Annotated in this window: 17 protein-coding genes; 10 read left to right on the top strand and 7 right to left on the bottom strand. The window is 46.3% G+C overall.

The genetic code is table 11. The features are described from left to right. The first annotated feature begins 24 nt into the window (after positions 1 to 24). The 3 genes from aat to infA all read left to right on the top strand — a co-directional run bounded on the left by aat (position 25) and on the right by infA (position 1,733). Positions 25 to 738 carry a leucyl/phenylalanyl-tRNA--protein transferase gene (gene aat / locus EA26_RS05935; protein WP_039425437.1) on the top strand — a complete coding sequence of 238 codons (714 nt, stop codon included), beginning with the start codon at positions 25 to 27 and terminating at the stop codon, positions 736 to 738. Beyond that, positions 735 to 1,433, top strand: coding sequence for an arginyltransferase (locus tag EA26_RS05930; RefSeq protein ID WP_039425434.1), 699 nt, complete (start codon positions 735 to 737; stop codon positions 1,431 to 1,433). The genes aat and EA26_RS05930 overlap by 4 nt, the downstream gene beginning before the upstream one ends. An 81-nt stretch (positions 1,434 to 1,514) precedes the next feature. Continuing rightward, positions 1,515 to 1,733: a translation initiation factor IF-1 gene (gene infA, locus EA26_RS05925; RefSeq protein ID WP_001040192.1), complete on the top strand. Its 219-nt coding sequence runs from the start codon at positions 1,515 to 1,517 to the stop codon at positions 1,731 to 1,733. Between the two features lie 142 nt (positions 1,734 to 1,875). Here the strand turns inward: infA and clpA are convergent, their stop codons facing one another. Next, positions 1,876 to 4,143: an ATP-dependent Clp protease ATP-binding subunit ClpA gene (clpA, locus tag EA26_RS05920; RefSeq protein WP_039425281.1), complete on the bottom strand. Its 2,268-nt coding sequence runs from the start codon at positions 4,141 to 4,143 to the stop codon at positions 1,876 to 1,878. A 47-nt stretch (positions 4,144 to 4,190) separates the two neighbouring features. After that, positions 4,191 to 4,511 (bottom strand): ATP-dependent Clp protease adapter ClpS, encoded by a 321-nt coding sequence (gene clpS, locus EA26_RS05915; RefSeq protein ID WP_039425278.1) that lies wholly within the window; start codon positions 4,509 to 4,511, stop codon positions 4,191 to 4,193. A gap of 531 nt (positions 4,512 to 5,042) precedes the next feature. Here clpS and cspD point away from each other — a divergent pair. Next, on the top strand, positions 5,043 to 5,264 hold the full coding sequence (gene cspD, locus EA26_RS05910) for a cold shock domain-containing protein CspD (protein WP_039425275.1): 222 nt from the start codon (positions 5,043 to 5,045) through the stop codon (positions 5,262 to 5,264). Between the two features lie 105 nt (positions 5,265 to 5,369). Here cspD and EA26_RS05905 read toward each other — a convergent pair whose 3' ends face one another. Next, positions 5,370 to 7,595: an NADP-dependent isocitrate dehydrogenase gene (locus EA26_RS05905; RefSeq protein WP_039425272.1), complete on the bottom strand. Its 2,226-nt coding sequence runs from the start codon at positions 7,593 to 7,595 to the stop codon at positions 5,370 to 5,372. Positions 7,596 to 7,906: 311 nt separating this feature from the next. Here EA26_RS05905 and EA26_RS05900 point away from each other — a divergent pair, with 311 nt between their 5' ends. Then, on the top strand, positions 7,907 to 8,599 hold the full coding sequence (locus EA26_RS05900; RefSeq protein ID WP_039425269.1) for a pseudouridine synthase: 693 nt from the start codon (positions 7,907 to 7,909) through the stop codon (positions 8,597 to 8,599). A 65-nt stretch (positions 8,600 to 8,664) separates the two neighbouring features. Here the strand turns inward: EA26_RS05900 and EA26_RS05895 are convergent, their stop codons facing one another. Next, a complete protein-coding gene (locus EA26_RS05895; protein WP_052079163.1) occupies positions 8,665 to 9,327 on the bottom strand; it encodes a DUF2057 family protein in 663 nt (220 codons plus the stop codon). 148 nt (positions 9,328 to 9,475) lie between these two features. Further along, a complete protein-coding gene (locus EA26_RS05890; RefSeq protein WP_039425266.1) occupies positions 9,476 to 10,447 on the bottom strand; it encodes a porin in 972 nt (323 codons plus the stop codon). A 506-nt stretch (positions 10,448 to 10,953) separates the two neighbouring features. Between EA26_RS05890 and dinG the strand changes: the two genes are divergently transcribed. From dinG to rsmS, 4 genes are read left to right on the top strand one after another with little or no spacing between them, the layout of a single operon-like run. After that, positions 10,954 to 13,026, top strand: a complete 2,073-nt coding sequence (gene dinG, locus EA26_RS05885; RefSeq protein WP_039425264.1) for an ATP-dependent DNA helicase DinG — start codon at positions 10,954 to 10,956, stop codon at positions 13,024 to 13,026. Positions 13,027 to 13,086: 60 nt separating this feature from the next. Further along, a complete protein-coding gene (locus EA26_RS05880; RefSeq protein ID WP_039425260.1) occupies positions 13,087 to 13,869 on the top strand; it encodes a sulfite exporter TauE/SafE family protein in 783 nt (260 codons plus the stop codon). Next, a complete protein-coding gene (locus EA26_RS05875; RefSeq protein ID WP_039425258.1) occupies positions 13,866 to 14,417 on the top strand; it encodes a primosomal replication protein in 552 nt (183 codons plus the stop codon). Before EA26_RS05880 ends, EA26_RS05875 begins: the two co-directional genes overlap by 4 nt. Further along, positions 14,414 to 14,581 (top strand): pleiotropic regulatory protein RsmS, encoded by a 168-nt coding sequence (gene rsmS / locus EA26_RS05870; protein WP_039425256.1) that lies wholly within the window; start codon positions 14,414 to 14,416, stop codon positions 14,579 to 14,581. Before EA26_RS05875 ends, rsmS begins: the two co-directional genes overlap by 4 nt. 44 nt (positions 14,582 to 14,625) lie before the next feature. Here rsmS and EA26_RS05865 read toward each other — a convergent pair whose 3' ends face one another. Next, complete coding sequence (locus EA26_RS05865; protein ID WP_039425253.1) at positions 14,626 to 16,743, bottom strand: methyl-accepting chemotaxis protein; 2,118 nt, start codon at positions 16,741 to 16,743, stop codon at positions 14,626 to 14,628. A gap of 210 nt (positions 16,744 to 16,953) precedes the next feature. On the opposite strand from EA26_RS05865, the gene xthA reads away from it, so the two are divergent. Continuing rightward, entirely contained in the window at positions 16,954 to 17,760 is an 807-nt protein-coding gene (gene xthA, locus EA26_RS05860; protein ID WP_039425250.1) for an exodeoxyribonuclease III, read from the top strand. Positions 17,761 to 18,000: 240 nt separating this feature from the next. On the opposite strand, the gene EA26_RS05855 is transcribed toward xthA, so the two are convergent. Next, complete coding sequence (locus EA26_RS05855; RefSeq protein ID WP_039425247.1) at positions 18,001 to 18,678, bottom strand: ABC transporter permease; 678 nt, start codon at positions 18,676 to 18,678, stop codon at positions 18,001 to 18,003. Positions 18,679 to 18,681 lie beyond the last annotated feature (3 nt).

Here is an 18,681-nt window from a genome sequence, read left to right as displayed (position 1 = left end):
CCAACTCCTGATGACACACCGTTTATGGCTATTTATCTGACCGAACTCGATAGAAAAAGTTTAGACTTTCCACCAGCACAAAGTGCACTTGCTGACCCAAATGGGTTGTTGGCATTTGGTGGCGACCTACAACCACAACGACTCCTTAATGCGTATCAGCAAGGTATTTTTCCTTGGTATGGGCCAGGTGAACCTATTCTGTGGTGGAGTCCTTCACCGCGGGCAGTGTTTGACCCTAATACCTTTTCTCCAGCCAAAAGCCTGAGAAAATTCCAAAGGAAAGCGGCTTACCAAGTCAGTATTAATCAGGCGACAGAGCAAGTTATCTACATGTGCGGCACCACTCGCGCTGCTGATGAAACTTGGCTTAATGAAGAGATGCGCGAGGCCTATACGCTACTTAGTCGACAAGGTGCTTGTCACTCGGTAGAAGTTTGGGCAGATGGCCAGTTGATCGGTGGTTTTTATGGTATTTCAGTTGGACAGCTTTTTTGTGGTGAATCCATGTTTAGCACTCGCAGCAACGCCTCCAAAATTGCCCTGTGGTATTTTTGTCACCATTTCGCCCGTCATCACGGCAAGTTGATTGACTGCCAGGTAATGAATCCTCACCTTCGCTCACTCGGCGCTTTTACTATTCCGCGCGAGGAATTTCTAAAACGCCTGCTATGCTTAAAGAAACAGTCGCTTGCAGCGAATTGTTTTTTGCCACAATGGTTGGAGGAACCCGATAAATGAGTTCAGATATTCACCAGATAAAAATAGGGCTCACAGACAACCATCCCTGCAGTTATCTGCCAGAGCGTCAAGAACGTGTCGCTGTCGCCTTAGAGCCAGAAATGCACTCCGCAGAAAGCTATGAAGTGTTGCTCGCAAACGGATTTCGCCGCAGTGGTGACACGATTTACAAGCCACACTGCGATCTTTGCCAAGCGTGCAAACCTATCCGTGTTGCCGTCCCCGATTTCGTGCTGTCGAAAAGCCAGAAGCGCTTGAGAAAAAAGTCCAGAAAGCTGAGCTGGTGCCTCAAAAAATCCATGGATAGCAACTGGTTTAGTTTGTACAGTCGTTATATTACCGCTCGTCACAAACACGGCACTATGTATCCACCACAGAAAAAGGATTTCGCCCACTTCTCGCGCAGTCAATGGGTAACTACCCAGTATCTTCATATCTATGAAGGAGAGCGGCTTTTAGCCATTGCAGTGACTGACATCATGGAGCAGTGCGCGAGTGCCTTTTACACCTTCTTTGATCCCGATTATCCGCTTTCTCTTGGCACCCTTGCGGTCTTGTTCCAACTTGAGCACTGTCAGCAAGAACATAAGCAGTGGCTCTACCTTGGTTATCAGATTGATGAATGTGAAGCGATGAACTATAAAGTTCGTTTTGAGCGTCACCAAAAACTAGTAAATCAGCGTTGGCAAGGGTAGAATACGCCCCAACTTTACATATTTGCTTTTTGACGGCAGAATTAGCCCGTTAAAAAATCGCCAAGTTTCTAAGAGGATTAAATGGCTAAAGAAGACGTAATTGAGATGCAGGGTACCGTCCTTGATACTCTACCTAACACTATGTTTCGTGTTGAGCTAGAAAACGGCCACGTTGTTACTGCGCACATTTCCGGCAAGATGCGTAAGAACTACATCCGTATCCTTACGGGTGACAAAGTAACTGTAGAGATGACTCCATACGACCTATCCAAAGGCCGCATCGTCTTCCGTGCCCGTTAATCACGATTATCGGATGCAAACAAAAAGCGGAGCTTCTGGCTCCGCTTTTTGTTTGTCTAAGGTACAATAGGGAACGCTTCTTCGACGTTCAATAACAAAGAAAAAGCAGGCCGGAGCCTGCTTCGTTACCTTACTCTTTCGCTTAATGAACCGCTTCTTCTCGTGTGGTTAAGTACTCGAATTGAAGTTCATCTGACTCAAGCGTCACTTTCACTGTACCGCCATCGATCAGCGAGCCAAACAGCAGCTCGTTTGCCAGCGGCTTTTTCAGCTTGTCTTGAATCACGCGGCCCATCGGGCGAGCCCCCATCGCTTTGTCATAGCCTTTTTTGGCCAACCAGTGACGAGCATCCTCAGAGACTTCCAAAGAGACACCGCGTGCATCAAGTTGTACCTGCAGCTCAACGATGAACTTGTCGACCACCTGATGAATAATCGCTTCATCCAAGCTATTGAACCAGATGATATTATCGAGACGGTTACGAAACTCTGGTGTAAAGACTTTCTTGATCTCCGACATCGCATCTGGGCTGTGATCCTGTTGAATAAGACCAATGGATTTCTTCTCTGTCTCAGCCACACCTGCGTTGGTTGTCATAACCAAGATGACATTACGAAAATCGGCTTTACGGCCATTGTTGTCCGTCAGCGTGCCGTTATCCATCACTTGCAGCAGCAAGTTAAAGATATCTGGATGCGCTTTTTCAATTTCATCCAACAATACCACTGAGTGAGGGTGTTTCAATACCGCATCGGTTAACAAACCGCCCTGATCGTAGCCTACATAACCCGGAGGCGCGCCGATTAGGCGACTGACTGAGTGGCGTTCACCATACTCCGACATATCAAAGCGCAGCAGCTCGATCCCTAACAGTTTCGACAGCTGTACGGTCACTTCGGTTTTACCGACACCAGTGGGGCCAGCAAACAAGAAAGAACCGACGGGTTTGTGATCGGCACCGAGACCGGCACGACTCAGTTTGATCGCTTCACACAGCACGTCAATGGCAGCATCTTGACCAAACACCAGCATCTTCATCTTATCATCCAGATTTTTCAGGATGTCTTTATCCGATGAGGAGACCGACTTCTCAGGGATGCGAGCCATTTTTGCCACCATAGCTTCGATGTCTGCCACACCAACTGTCTTTCTACGGCGACTGGCTGGTGTTAAACGACTTCTCGCGCCAGCTTCGTCAATAACGTCAATTGCTTTATCTGGCAAATGGCGTTCGTTGATATATTTGGCAGACAACTCTACCGCAGCTCGTAGTGCTTTGTTGGTATAACGAACGTCGTGATGCGCTTCGTATTTCGCTTTCAAGCCCATCAAAATCTTCGTCGTGTCATCCAGCGATGGCTCAACAATATCAATCTTCTGAAAACGACGCGAAAGCGCTCGCTCTTTCTCAAAAATATTGTTGTATTCTTGGTAAGTCGTCGAACCGATACAACGTAGTTTTCCACTACTTAGCAAAGGCTTAATCAAGTTTGCCGCATCGACTTGACCACCAGAAGCGGCACCCGCACCAATAATAGTATGTATTTCATCAATAAACAGAATCGCGTCTTTCTCACGCTCAAGCTGTTTTAAAATAGTTTTAAAGCGTTTTTCAAAATCACCACGATATTTGGTACCCGCTAGCAAGGAGCCGATATCCAACGAATAGATCACACTGTTTTGAATCACTTCTGGCACCGTGCCTTCAACAATTCGCCAAGCTAACCCTTCCGCAATGGCCGTTTTACCAACCCCGGCTTCACCAACCAACAAAGGATTATTCTTACGACGGCGGCACAACACCTGGATTGTCCGCTCCAACTCTTTGTCTCGGCCAATCAGTGGATCAATATTCCCTTCTTTCGCCACTTGATTCAGATTGGTCGCAAAACTTTCCAGACGTTCATCAGAACCAGTTTCTTCTGTGCTATCTGAGTGAAAGGAATCCGAAGATGAATCATCACTGGCCCCAGTCGCTTTCGTAATGCCGTGGGATATAAAGTTAACAATATCCAGACGAGAAATGTCATTTTTCTTCAGCAAGTAAGCGGCATGAGACTCCTGCTCACTAAAAATGGCGACAAGCACATTCGCACCAGTGACTTCGCTTTTTCCTGATGATTGCACATGGAAGACAGCACGTTGCAAAACCCGTTGAAAACTGAGAGTAGGTTGAGTTTCGCGGGTTTCATCACTCTCTGGGATAAGGGGCGTAGTTTGGTCGATAAATATATCGAGTTCGTGGCGTAAAGCGTCTAGATCCGCTTTACAAGCAATAAGGGCTTCCTTAGCAGCATCGTTCTCTAGCAATGCCAGCAGGAGGTGTTCAACAGTCATGAACTCATGTCGTTTGTTACGAGCACGAGCAAAAGCGCCATTTAGGCTCGACTCCAGTTCTTTATTCAGCATAAGTACCTCCCGTAAGAACAACTTGGTTGCTCGAGCAAGTCTTATTGTTATGCTTGCTCCATGGTGCACAGAAGCGGATGCTCATTTTCCCTTGAGTACATCGTAACCTGCGCGACTTTCGTCTCAGCAATCTCTGCACTATACGTGCCACAAATTGCTTTTCCCTCATAATGGACCTTGAGCATGATTTGCGTCGCTTTATCCAGATCATGCGAAAAGAATCGCTCAAGTACCTCAATAACAAAATCCATCGGCGTGTAATCATCGTTATTTAACACCACGTTATACATTTTTGGTGGTTGGATTTTGGTTTTTTCTAGCTCCAGAAGATCTGAGTCTGGAGTTACCCATTCAAAATTTTTACTCATGGCCTAAACACAACGTTGGGAACTTTTATAAGAAATCAGACACCTGAAACACTTTATCATAAGCTGCCAGTAGGTTGTAGCAAGTCAGGATGTGCGAATTCGTATTCCTTATTTAGAGACTAATGCACCTCTGGAACCGCTGCAAATAAAAAGAAGAAGAGAGGCATGATAGCTCAAGCCGTTTGATGATAAAAAAGCAACCGTCAACACAAAATACGGTTTTTGCTCAGTTTTTGAACGCGAGACATTTGCAAAAATGTTAACCATAAAGGTGACCTGTTTGCAATTCTGTTGTTATTTATACGTTTTTACTATTGACTAGAGCCAATCATTGACTACATTGTCGAGTGGTGGTGATTTTTTCTTCACTTTGTGTTTGGTTTCGCAAAACGCAAATCCTGCAACATCAGTTTGAAAAAATTCACCATTATTTTTTACATTTAGCGTGAACGCTAAATAAGCCATCTGTCTTTAGTGGGCTTAGATTGGTTTAACAACATCAGTTACAAAAATGCATGAGGGATGTATAGCATGGCTACAGGTACAGTAAAGTGGTTCAATAACGCCAAAGGATTTGGGTTTATTTGTTCAGATGAAGAGGATGGTGATATTTTTGCCCATTACTCCACTATTCAGATGGACGGTTATCGTACTCTGAAAGCAGGCCAACAAGTCGCATATGAGGTAGAAAAAGGCCCTAAAGGATGCCACGCAAGCAGCGTCGTACCTTTGGAGGCACAAGCTAGCAAGTAATCACTTGCTCTGTCAGCATCATTTATTGTCCGTGCTGAACCGAGATTAAAAAAACCCGCTCATGCATTTGAGCGGGTTTTTAGTTTATTGATTACAGGTTATGTTTCAACGGCCAATCACGCTATTGAACGTTTGGCTAGGACGCATTAAAGCAGACGTTTTACTATCATCAAACAGATAGTAGCCACCTAAATCCCCCGGAACACCTTGAGCGCCGTTTAGCTCAGAAACGATGAGCTCTTCTTTCTCAGCTAACTCCTTGGCAATAGGAGCAAACTCAGCCGCTAATTCGGCATCTGCAGTTTGCTGAGCAAGTGCTTTCGCCCAATAAGCGGCAAGATAATAGTGACTACCACGGTTATCGAGTTCACCCACTTTGCGTGATGGTGACTTGTTGGTATCAAGAAACTCTCCCGTCGCTTTGTCCAACGCATCGGCGAGAACTTGTGCTTTTTTGTTGCCAGTGACCACACTCAAATGCTCAAGCGAAGCTGCCAGCGCTAGAAACTCACCCAAGGAATCCCAGCGTAAGTGGTTCTCTTTTTGCACTTGCTGTACGTGTTTTGGTGCAGAGCCGCCAGCGCCCGTCTCAAACAAACCACCGCCGTTCATCAACGGGACGATTGAGAGCATTTTCGCCGACGTACCGAGTTCTAGAATTGGGAACAAGTCCGTTAGATAGTCACGTAGCACATTCCCCGTGACTGAAATAGTATCTTGACCCGCTTTCATTCTTTGTAACGAATACTGACAAGCTTCTACTGGCGACAAGATCTTAATTTCCAAACCTTGAGTATCATGATTTGCCAAGTAAGTAGTGACTTTCTTAATAAGTTCTGCATCGTGAGCACGCTCTTGATCAAGCCAAAATACCGCTGGAACGCCTGTCGCGCGAGCACGTGTCACAGCCAACTTCACCCAATCTTGGATAGGTGCGTCTTTAACTTGGCACATACGGTAGATATCGCCTTCCTCAACCACTTGTTCAAGAAGCACAACACCTTGTTCGTTAACAACACGTACTACGCCTGCTGCATCGAGAATGAAGGTCTTGTCGTGAGAGCCGTATTCTTCCGCTTTCTGCGCCATCAATCCGACGTTAGGTACACTGCCCATTGTCGTAGGATCAAACGCGCCATTCTGCTTACAGAAATCAATGACTGCTTGGTATACGCCAGCGTAACAACGATCTGGGATCATCGCCTTGGTATCTTTTTGTTTGCCGTCAGGTCCCCACATTTGCCCCGAAGCACGCAACATCGCTGGCATTGAAGCGTCGACAATAACGTCGCTTGGTACATGGAGGTTGGTAATACCACGATCTGAATCAACCATAGCCAGTGCAGGTTGTTTCTCGTAAACGGCCGCGATAGTAGCTTCAATCTCTTCTTTCTGCGCATTCGGTAAAGAGGCAATCTTAGCGTAAACATCGCCTAAACCGTTATTCACATCCACACCGAGCTTAGCAAACAGTTCTCCGTACTTATCAAACACCTCTTTGTAGTACACCTTCACTGCATGGCCAAAAATAACCGGGTCGGAGACCTTCATCATGGTGGCTTTCATGTGCAGAGACAGGAGCACATCTTGAGCTTTTGCATCAGCGATCTCTTTCTCAAAAAAAGTCACTAGCGCATTTTTACTCAGCACCGCACTATCGATGATCTCTTGATCTTGCAGTGCGAACTCTTTTTTCAACACTTTGCTGCTGCCATCTTGGCCAACAAACTCAATCTTTACTTTAGTTGCACCATTCACCGTGACCGACTTTTCAGTACCGAAGAAATCTTTCTCGTCCATGCTGGAAACGTGCGACTTTGAGTCAGATGACCATGCGCCCATTGAATGGGGATTCTTCTTCGCGTAGTTCTTCACCGAAAGTGGTGCACGGCGATCGGAGTTCCCTTCACGAAGCACTGGGTTTACAGCACTCCCTTTGATTTTATCGTAGGTTGCTTTAATCGCTTCTTCTTCGTAGGTGCTTGGCTCTTCAGGGTAATTCGGCAGATCATACCCCTTATCCTGCAACTCTTTAATCGCGGCTTTCAGTTGAGGAATTGAGGCAGAAATATTGGGCAGCTTAATGATGTTAGCTTCTGGTGTTTGTGCCAGTTCGCCCAGCTCTGTCAGTGCATCGCCGATTTGCTGATCAGCTTTTAAATGCTCAGGGAAGTTTGCAATAATGCGTCCAGCCAAAGAGATGTCGCGGGTTTCAACATTAATACCCGACGATGCGGTAAACGACTGGATGATAGGCAACAGAGAATAGGTCGCTAGTGCTGGTGCTTCATCGGTGATGGTATAGACGATTGTAGGTTTTTCTGTAGGCATGAAATTTCCCTATATTTCGGTACGCCACAGTGACCCATGGCGTGTGGAATTGACGCGCTTTGCACTAAACTGAGTATCAGTATCTCCCCAAGTACAAATCGCCGTTTGGCACTCTATTGTTCTTTTCGAAAATGCGCATTTGAGTTTGTCGCTCTAAATCCATGAGTGCACGTTTATAATTAAACAAATCGCGCGAATTAGTCTATCATTCTGACGCTTTTGCTAGTCTAAGGCGCGCAAATCATAGCTGATTTCAGGATAAGTTGGAACTTATACACACAGTTCATTTACATTTTTGCAAGGTGGTTAACATGTCATTCCGTTCAAGTCGTCATTCATCTCGCTCTAAGAGCGAACAGGCAGAATCGCGATTTAAACACTCCAAGAAAGGAATGGCAGTTGATTCATTGAAACAGCGTCGGGCGAATAAAAAACCCAAAGCCGCACTAAAAACGGCCGAACGCAAAGTGATTTTGTTTAACAAGCCTTTTGACACTCTGAGTCAATTTACCGACGGAGACGGAAGAAAAACGCTCGCTGACTACATCCCGATTAAAGAGGTGTACGCCTCGGGTCGACTTGACAGGGACAGTGAAGGGCTGATGGTTCTCACTAACGACGGGATCTTACAAGCCAAGTTAACTCAACCGCAATCGAAATCACCGAAAACCTATTGGGTTCAAGTGGAAGGCGCTCCGACAGAGGAACAACTCGAACCTCTTCGCCAAGGCGTTGAACTTAAAGATGGGATGACCTTACCAGCCAAAGTAGAGATTATTGCCCCCCCAGTGCTTTGGGAAAGAAATCCCCCTGTGCGCTTTCGAGCCTCGATTCCTACCACTTGGCTGGCGATTACCATCATCGAAGGACGCAACCGACAAGTCAGACGCATGACGGCCCATATTGGCTTTCCGACACTGCGTCTAATTCGTTACTCAATCGGTGAAATGACACTGGGTGAATTACAGCCTGGAGAGTGGAAGGAAGTAGCTTCAAAAGGCTAAGTGCATTGCAACAACTACCAAAGAGGCGTTCTAGGTATTTCCTATCAGTAGTTATAACAGAATCACTACTGATCGTTTAACCAAGCTTTAAAACTTTGACGCTCGGATTCTGAGAGGTATAAATATGCTTCCTGCGCTCTTAGAAGCTTTGGCTGTAAGGAAACATCCTCTTCAGAGCTTGAAACCATTGGGTAATCCTCATCTTTCATTGTAATTCTTTGACCGTCAACGAATCTTATACCCTGTGTAGCATTATACTTTTCAACCTGTTGTAGTAAATTTGAATAAGGAAACATCCCCTTCTTACCTGGCAACTTGTATTGATTATATTTAATGCGTTCACCATTGAAAGTGACTATCCAATCAATCGACGCTTGAGAGAACAGTTGCTCTGCAACATCCAATGTATCAGCTCTGGGAATATCGACTACCAACTCCCCTGTGCCATCTATTTCAAAGTCGATTATATAAGGTGCAGAAGTGAAATGACTTCTGTTGTCCCCTCGACCAACAGTCTGATCAACTCTGACCACTAATTGGTTGATCTCATTAAAAAGTATCAAAGGCTGATTCAGTTCGTCACTGTTTCTGCCATTGAGCACCTGTAAATCAACGCCCTGCCTAGTGACAACTTCGACAAAAGTACTATTCATTTTAGTGTCTTTTGCAAGAGCGATGTTGCTTGTCATCACAGCAAAAACAGTCAAAAACAAGGGAGTTTTCGTCATACAATCCTCCTCAGAGATTGAAATCGACCCATTTCACCAGCGTATCCTGAAATCATGAAAAAGTTCTCTCGTAATACAAGGTATCTAAGATTTATGTGATAAAAAAGGCCGCTCAATGCGGCCTTTTCTAAACTAATCAAAGCAACTATTAGAATGTGAAATAAACACCAGCTACAACTAGAGTATCTTCAATTTGTGTGCCTTTAGTAGTTTCATCATCATTAAATGAGTACTCTACGAATGTAAGCAGGTTGCTGCTTAGCTTGTAATCAGCACCAAGCGTGTAGAACGAATGCTCTGCATCTCCATCTCCATCGCCAAAACCGAATGAAGTGTATAGGCGAGCACTGTCAATCTGATAAGAGAGAGCAGCAGAAACTGCATCAAAGTCTGCTTTATTCTTCTCTTCAGCTACATAGTTAGCAGCAACGGCGAAGTCACCTAGCGTTAGGTAAGCAGCTACACCCATTACATTGTATTCTGTACCATTACGCTTACCTTGGTCTTGGTAAGATGCACCTAGGGTCAGCATATCGTTTACAGTGTACTTAGCCGATAAACCGTAAGCTACGTCATTGCTTTCTTTCTGATCTAGGTACGCATCTGCGATAACAGTTAGAGCATCAAACTTACCTTTCACAGATACTGCATGTCCAGCGCTCTCGACAGAGTTAACAAAATCGTCGACATAGCCGTAACCTTCATTGGTATTATCAATAGTGATTGCATCTAGAGAATCGCCAAAGTCACCAACTTCACCTACAGCAACACCCCAGTTTTTGCCTAAGTAAGCACCAACGTACAGGTCGTCAGTTTTCACTCCATTGCTATCTGCGCCGTAACCAAAACCGTTACCATTTTCCAGTTCGAAAGAGCCGAATACAGTTACGTCGTCGTTTAGTTTGTGTTTCGCATCAAACTGAACTTTAGCCCAAAGATCGATGTCTGCTTCGGCTTTTTGGGATTTAACGTCGTTAGTTTTTTCGTTTCTAGTGCTTAGATAAGTGTCGATTTCACCCTTAACATTTAGCGAAGTTTGATCGTTCTCGTAAATGTTACCTGCCGCTAGAGCAGAAGTAGAGATAGAAGCTACTACTAGAGCTAATAGAGTCTTTTTCATAATTAATCCACTGCCTTTTCTTAGTTTGGGATATCCTTGCCCGATTCCCTTTTGTAATTGATGCCGACCTAAGCAAGCCCGTGGTCGGCATCTGTAAATTTCATAAGCTAGATTGCAAAAGATTATTCTGCCTGTCAAATCCACTACCAAAAATCATAAACAAAAATAAATAACAATAAAAATCAATGTTTTACATATTTTTGTAATTGTTTTTCGAGGCAGTTCCAAGCCTTGAGCCCATATCATCAACATTTAAAATGCCCCACCAAATCAGAATAAAACACCAAATTTTAACAAATTATAACACAACTTTAGATTTTCATTCGACATACACACCAAGCATGGAGATTTATATTTTTTGTTAGACAAATTAATTATAAGTTTATGAAGGTTCAGTTTTTTTTGTGAAGAAGATCGACATTTTCTCCAAAAGCAGCGAATTTCGTGAAGTACGACTCTGTTAGCGATGTGTGCTACTATCCGTTGGTCTGAACACAGGTCACAGTATGCTAACCAGTAAAATCCAACAATCCATACGCGCTAGTTATCAAAACCTGCAATTTCAACTGGAAAACTTCATCCCTCGACGAGCACAAAACTATCTCGTTGCAGAAATTGCAAAAACACTTTGTGGAAACTATCACAAGTCTAATCGTATCATCGTGGCGGAAGCCGGAACGGGAATTGGTAAATCATTATCGTATTTAATGGCCACGATTCCTGTTGCGGTATTGAATAACCGTAAAGTGGTTATTTCGACCGCCACCGTTGCTTTGCAAGAGCAACTGATCAATAAAGACCTACCACTTTTTAGGCGGATTTCGGACCAGAATTTTTCCTTCATATTAGCGAAGGGCCGCCAACGCTACTGCTGCGCAGAGAAACTTGCAGCAGCCAGTGGAGCGGACGGAAGCCAGTTGGCGATGTTTGAAAGTAAGCCAAAGAAAAAGGACATTGAACTTCTTGAGACCATGTTCCGCTGCTTGGCTGAGGGGAAATGGGACGGCGACAGAGACAGTTGGCCCAAACCAATAGACGATTCGCTCTGGCAAAGTATCGTTAGCGATAAGCACAGCTGTAACAACAGTTTATCAGCCCATCGCCAATGCCCGTTTCAAAAAGCCCGTTCTGAGCTGGATAAAAACGACGTCATTATTGCTAACCATAGCCTTGTGATGGCCGATGCCGATCTCGGTGGCGGTGTGATTTTACCTGAACCAGAAAACACCATTTATGTGTTCGACGAAGCCCACCATTTACCCCATGTTGCGCGAGACCATGCCTCTGCCGCCGCAAGCCTAAAAGGTGCTGCAACATGGTTAGAGCGCATTAACCAGTCGGTGACAAAACTGACCTCTTTGGCGGATGAAAAGAGAGTCGGTCGATTTCATAATGAGCTTCAGCAAGCGATACAGATCCTGATTCCGTGTTTAAGCCAACTGGTCAAACAGTTTGATGCGAGCCATTTTATTGATGGCATTTATCGTTTTGAACACGGCATCTTACCCACTTGGTTGGAAGAGCAGTCGAAAGAACTCAAAACCTTTAGTCACAAAGCCAATCAATCGCTTGCCAAAATCGCCGATCTTATCGCGGAACGAGTTAAAGATGGCGAACTTTCAGCCAAACTGGCCGAACCTGCCTTGGCAGAACTCGGCTTTTATATTCAACGGGCAGAGAATCTCGCCCAAGTTTGGAAACTCATGGCCGAGCCAACACGTGAGAAAGGCGCACCTTTGGCACGATGGCTGGAAGTTCATCCTGATCGTGAAGGGGATTTCATTGTCAGTGTTTCCCCATTGGAAGTGGGCTGGCAGCTTGATAAGCAGCTTTGGAGTCGCTGCGTCGGTGCGGTGTTGGTTTCTGCTACTATGCGAGCGTTGAATTCATTCCAATACTTCTGTTTTCAAGCAGGTATCGATCAAAGCCCAGACTCTGGCACCCAATTTCTGGCGCTGGCTTCTCCATTTGATTACCAAAACCAAGCTGAACTGATTGTTCCCGCGACTCGCTATGAACCACAAGCTCCGCAGTTTACGGAATATCTTAGCGAAATTTTGCCTAAGTATTTAAAAGACAAACAGGCGAATCTGGTTTTATTCTCTTCTTATAAGCAGATGAATCAAGTGGCTGAAAATCTTGAATCTTTATTTGTAAAACAGGGTTGGGCATTACAAGTGCAAGGTTCAAGCTCGCGCAGCGAGATTCTAAAAAAACATAAAAAGCTGGTTGAGTCAGGTAAAACCAGCATCCTTTTTGGTACGGGCAGCTTCTCGGAAGGGCTTGATCTGCCGGGAGAGCTGCTCTCGAATCTAATCATTACCAAGATACCGTTTGCTGTGCCGACTTCACCCGTTGAACAAGCACACTCAGAGTACATAGAATCTCGTGGCGGCAACCCATTTATGCAGATTACGGTTCCAGAGGCGAGTAAGAAGTTGATTCAATCGGTTGGCCGATTGCTGCGCAAAGAGCGCGATTCTGGTACAGTCACCATCCTTGATAGACGGATCGTCTCTAAGCGTTATGGCAAAGCGTTGCTTGATTCTCTACCACCTTTTAAACGCGTTATTGAATAAAGATCAGTAACCACACTTGCTGCATGACAAACAAAATAAGAAAGATGAGTAAAAGACCCTATGGAATTTTTGGATCCCACCGTGCTTGCGGTGCTGGCCTTAGTGGCCTTTGTCGCAGGATTTATTGACGCGGTGGCTGGCGGGGGCGGCATGCTTACTGTCCCTGCGCTGCTTTCTCTTGGACTCCCGCCGCACATAGCGCTGGGCACCAATAAGCTGGCGGCGACATTCGCCTCTTCAACGGCCGCTTTTACTTATTATCGAAAACGTCTCTTTAAGCCACAATGTTGGCTAAGAGCATTTATCGCCACATTGGTGGGCGCCACTGTCGGCACCATAGCGGTCGATGCTGTCAGCACGGATTGGCTGGAAAAAATTCTACCGCTGATCATTCTTGCTGCCGCCTTGTATACTATTTGGCATAAAACGCCCGATGCCAACCGCAACAGCGCAACCCCCGCCCCCTGCCCTATGCTCAATAAAAAGCAATATGGGCAAGGGTTCGTGCTTGGCTTTTATGATGGCGTGGCAGGCCCGGGAACAGGCGCGTTTTGGACAGTCAGCTCCATGGCGCTTTACAGGCTCAATATTCTGTTGGCCTCTGGGCTTGCCAAAGCAATGAACTTCACCAGCAATTTGACCTCTTTGGTGACTTTCGCCATGCTGGGTCATATTAATTGGGGGTTGGGCCTGATTATGGGCGTTTGTCTCATGGCTGGAGCATTTGTTGGTGCTCACTCTGCTATTCACTTTGGCGCAAAATTTATTCGCCCGGTTTTTGTCACTGTGGTCAGTATTTTGGCAATTAAACTCGCCTATAACGCGTGGTTTGTTAGCTTATGAAGTTAAAGGAAGTGGCAGAAAAACTTGAACAGATGGCCGTGCAGGCCACCCAGATGGATAGTCTGCGTGGTGAACATCACGCCCCACTGTTTGATGAACGACTGTTTAGCTGCCGTGCACACTTGCTCACACCTTGTGTCGAAGAAGCCAAAGCGACGCTAGAGACCCTAACCCGCGAGCAAAGTGAACAGATACTAACCTCCCAGCGGGCACAGTTTCTCTCAGAACGACTACTGACCCAACTTGCCGCGATATCACGTGAGCTTCTTGCTGATAGTGTGACTCGCAAAGATGAAATGGTAGCGATGAGCTATTCTCGCAAGCCCATCAACCTCCTTTATCAAGAGTTAGCTCAGCATCAAGAATGGAGACGGAGATTGAGAGAGTTAGTATCGGAAAAGCAGCGCGCGCTGGCTATGGCATCAGCTCCAGACAGAGCACAAGCGCAGCAAGCGTTATTGGTGGCGGAGCAGCGTTTATCACGCTGCCAAGCCGCAATATTGAAGATTGAAAACCAGATAACTGACCAAGAGAAAGACAACCAATGAGCAATACTCATCCTCCCCTTGAACAGGCTCCTGAAGAGATCAAACTGGCGGTTGACCTGATCTACCTATTAGAAAGTAACGATATTGCCCCAGAAATCGCCCTAGCGGCACTGAAAATCGTTCAACAAGATATCGAGCATAGGCTGCAAACCCAGAAAGCTTAACAGCGATAAACGCGAGGAAGGGCAAGCACTTCCTCGCTTGATTGTTAAACTTTAAACTGCGACATCAATTTTTGCTGCTGATGGGAAAGATCTTCCATTCGTGCCCCAGCGGCCTCAGATTCCCCCGCCTGAGATAAGATCTGTCCGCTGAGATCGCGGATATTGGCCACGTTTTGATTCACTTCTGCCGAGACTTGTTGCTGCTCTTCAGCCGCTTTAACGATTTGGCTATTCATATCGTTGATAGCGGCAATCGACTCAAACACGCTTTGCAGCTCAACCACGGCATTTTTCACCTGCACTGAGGTTTCACGCGCTAGCTCGTTCGCTTGGGTAATGGTCGTAACAACTGCCGTCGTGCCCGTTTGTACTTGCTCAATCACTTGGCGGATCTCGCCCACCGAGTCGTGAGTTCGGCTGGCTAAATTGCGCACCTCATCGGCAACAACCGCAAAACCACGACCTTGGTCTCCGGCTCTTGCCGCTTCAATCGCCGCATTCAAAGCCAGTAAGTTTGTTTGCTCTGAAATACCCTCAATCACGGTCAAAATTTCGGTGATATTGCCATTGTTGCGAGCCAGTTCCTCAACAACCGGTACAGCCTGCATCATCCGCTCTACCAGTTTACCCATCTCCTGCTCCGAGCGTTCGATCACCTGCTGACCATTACTGGTTGATTCACTGGCCCGATTGGCCGCGTCCACGGCAATTTCGGCATTGTGTACCACCAAGCCTGCGGTTTGCGTCATTTGCTCTGCGGCTGTCGCCACTAAATCGACTTCGCGAAATTGCGACTCGCTGCTTGAACGAGTTTCAACCGCCGCCCGTTTTGCCCCCTGCGTCTGCTCTGCAAGTTGCTCAGAGGTTTGCACTACATGACGAATCGTCCGCTGTAGCTTTTCTAAAAAGGCATTAAAACTGCCGGCCAGTTGGCCTATCTCATCGCCGCTTTTCACTTCGAGACGCTGAGTTAGATCCCCCTCGCCCAAGGCGATATCTTGCAATCTCATCGCCACTGATCTTATCGGTTGCACGAGACGTGAAGCGGCAAACGCAACCGTCAATAAACCTAAGATGACCAGCGATAAACCCATCAGCAGTTCAAACTTGATGCCTTCGAACACTTTCTGGCTGATCATCTCATCCAAGGTTACGGCATCTGCCAATACCGCCGCTCGTGGCATCTCGAAAATCACGCCCCACGTTTGGTTTGCAATCGTCAGCGGCGCAAACACAATCAGCCACTGGCCGTCTTCGCTCCAGTTTGCCTGTGCCTCGCCGCCATAAAGCAGATCGGTCAGCAAATTGGCTGAAACGTATTGACTGGAAAATGGCTGTCCGACTGGCTTGTCGGCATCATCACTGGCGAGCAACGTGCCATCCAAGCTCACCATGCTCACGCGCCCTGCCCCACCAAATAGGCTGGCGTCAGAGTCATTGGCGATTTGTTGCAGAGGATCTAAACGAACATCAATGCCCATAAAACCAATCGATGTTCCGTCCAGAAGAATCGGCACCGAAATGGAAGTGGTAAGGAAATTCCCCTCTTGTGAACTTTCCATTCTTGGTGAGGTAATGCATGGGGCATCAGAATTGAGTGGACACAAAAAGCGCTCAATATTTTCATCGGCGCTGAGCACCTTCTCTGACAGAACATTGGCCAACACATTCTCACCATTCGCGGCAAGCTTCCAATAAGGAGCAAACTGCCCTTTTTCATTGGAACCAACGTACTCAGCATTAACGTAGTTCGCATCTTCACCATCGAGCATGTTGGGTTTGAAAACCAAATAGGCGCCTTGCATGGTTTTAAAATTGATGACCGACTTACGCACCATTTCATCTAACGCAGTACGCAGCGCTTCACTTTCTCCAAAGTTCTCTTCGGTGTTGGTCTTATAAAAGAGGGCGTTCGCCGCCAGCATCTCAGCGCGGTATAAAGATTCCGTAAGATATTCCGACACCTCGGTGGCATTAAGCAGTGCACGGGTCTGAACCAATTGCTCCGACTTTTCACTCACCGATAAGCTGCTTTGCTCTTTAAGCACTTGTTGGTTGGCAATCGCGTTGTAGACCGAAAAACCGATCAAAGAGAGGGAGGTCAGCAACAAGCAGACACCGGACAGCAGGGTAATTTTCCACTGCACAGAAAGAGTTCGCATACTACATCCTTATTCGCAAACAATGGAGGGAAGGAAATGGTTTATTTCGATTTCATTAAAGCATAACCGACCTCAATATCAATTACATTTGTTACACAGTTGTGTCCCGTAAAAGAACGGCAGAGAAAAATGGCGCTCAAACCGACACATGACTTGATGTCGAAAGTATCAGTGGTAACATCAGATAAAACAAGCGAATTAGGAACAACAATGAAAGTAGTCAGCTTTAATATCAATGGCTTGCGTGCCCGTCTCCATCAACTGCAAGCCCTAATCGATAAACACCAGCCCGATGTCATTGGTCTGCAAGAGATTAAGGTACACGATGAAGCCTTTCCGGTCGCTGATATTGAGGCCATGGGATACAAAGTCTATTTTCATGGACAGAAAGCGCACTACGGTGTCGCTCTGCTGTGTAAACAAGAACCGCTGTCGCTGCAGAAAGGCTTTCCAACGGACAACGATGATCACCAAAAGCGTATGATTATCGGCACTTTTTTGCATGAAAATGGCGAAAAAGTGACGATTTTAAACGGTTACTTTCCGCAAGGGGACAACGTTGAACATGAGACTAAATTTCCTTACAAACGCCAGTTTTATCAAGACCTAATGGGCTACTTAAATACCCACCACAGTAGCGACGAAAAATTGATCGTTATGGGGGATATCAATATCAGCCCAATTGACGCTGACATCGGCATCGGTGAAGTCAACCGCAAACGCTGGCTCAAAACAGGCAAGTGCTCTTTCCAACCGGAAGAACGTCAATGGCTAAAAACATTGCTCGATTGGGGGTTGGAAGACACGTTCCGTCGACTTCATCCGACGGTCGACGACAAGTTCTCTTGGTTCGACTATCGCTCACGTGGATTTGATGATAATCGTGGTCTGCGTATCGACGTGATCTTAGCAACCCCGTCTCTCGCCAGCAGTTGTGTGGAGTCGGATGTCGACTATGAACTGCGCGGCATCGACAAGCCCTCAGATCATGCGCCAATTTGGGCGGTTTTTAATTAGTCCCAATTGATGAGTATACAAAGAGGGAGCCCAACGGCGCCCTCTTGCTTTCCTCTCTATTAAGCACTAGCGTGGCCAAGCTGTCGTGCCATCAACGTTGAGTATCGGTTGGTAAACTCGTTGCTGCCATATGCCATACTTGAGATAACAAAATAGTCTCTGACCGAAGCCCGATATTTAGGGCAGTGTCACCAGAATAAAAAATGATATTCACAAGTGCCGTTTTCAAACTATCAACTATCAACTCAATGGCCGTAAATAGGCCAAAAAACGTTTTTCGGCATTTTTAAAACACCACAAAATACAAAACGTCAGCATCATGTAGAAAAAGCCTGCGGTCAAAAACGACTCAAACGGTGCGTAATAGCGGGAGTTGACCAGACGCGCTGCGCCTGTCAAATCCATGATGGTGACAATCCCCGCCACGGCACTGCCATGCAGCATGAAAATCACTTCGTTGCTGTAAGCTGGAAGTGCTCGGCGCAAAGCACTTGGCAAAATCACTCGACGATAGGTTTTCCATGTGCTCATGCCATAGGCTTTCGCCGCTTCGACTTCACCTTTCGGCAAACCGTTGATCGCACCGCGAATGATCTCGGCGGTATAAGCTGATGTGTTGAGCACAAAGGCGACCAGCGCACAGAACCAAGCGTGCTCCCACAACGTCCCTTTGACTGGGAAAAACTGATCCATGCCGTAGTAGATCAAGTAAAGCTGCACCAACAGCGGCGTACCGCGGAAAAAGTAGATATAGCCCCAAGTTGGCAAGCGCCACAACGGGTTATGGCTGTTTCTCGCCACCGCGAGCGGGATCGCTAAGCTCAAGCCAATCACCAGAGAGAGAGAAACCAGCCACACTGTGGTCCATAGCCCCTCAAGATAAACGGGAAAACTGTCTACGATTAAAGAGAAATCCATATT

The organism is Vibrio navarrensis (assembly GCF_000764325.1).
In the GTDB taxonomy this organism is placed as follows: domain Bacteria; phylum Pseudomonadota; class Gammaproteobacteria; order Enterobacterales; family Vibrionaceae; genus Vibrio; species Vibrio navarrensis.
The sequence above is the reverse complement of the archived record's forward strand: the minus strand, read 5'-3'. Positions and strand labels throughout refer to the sequence as shown.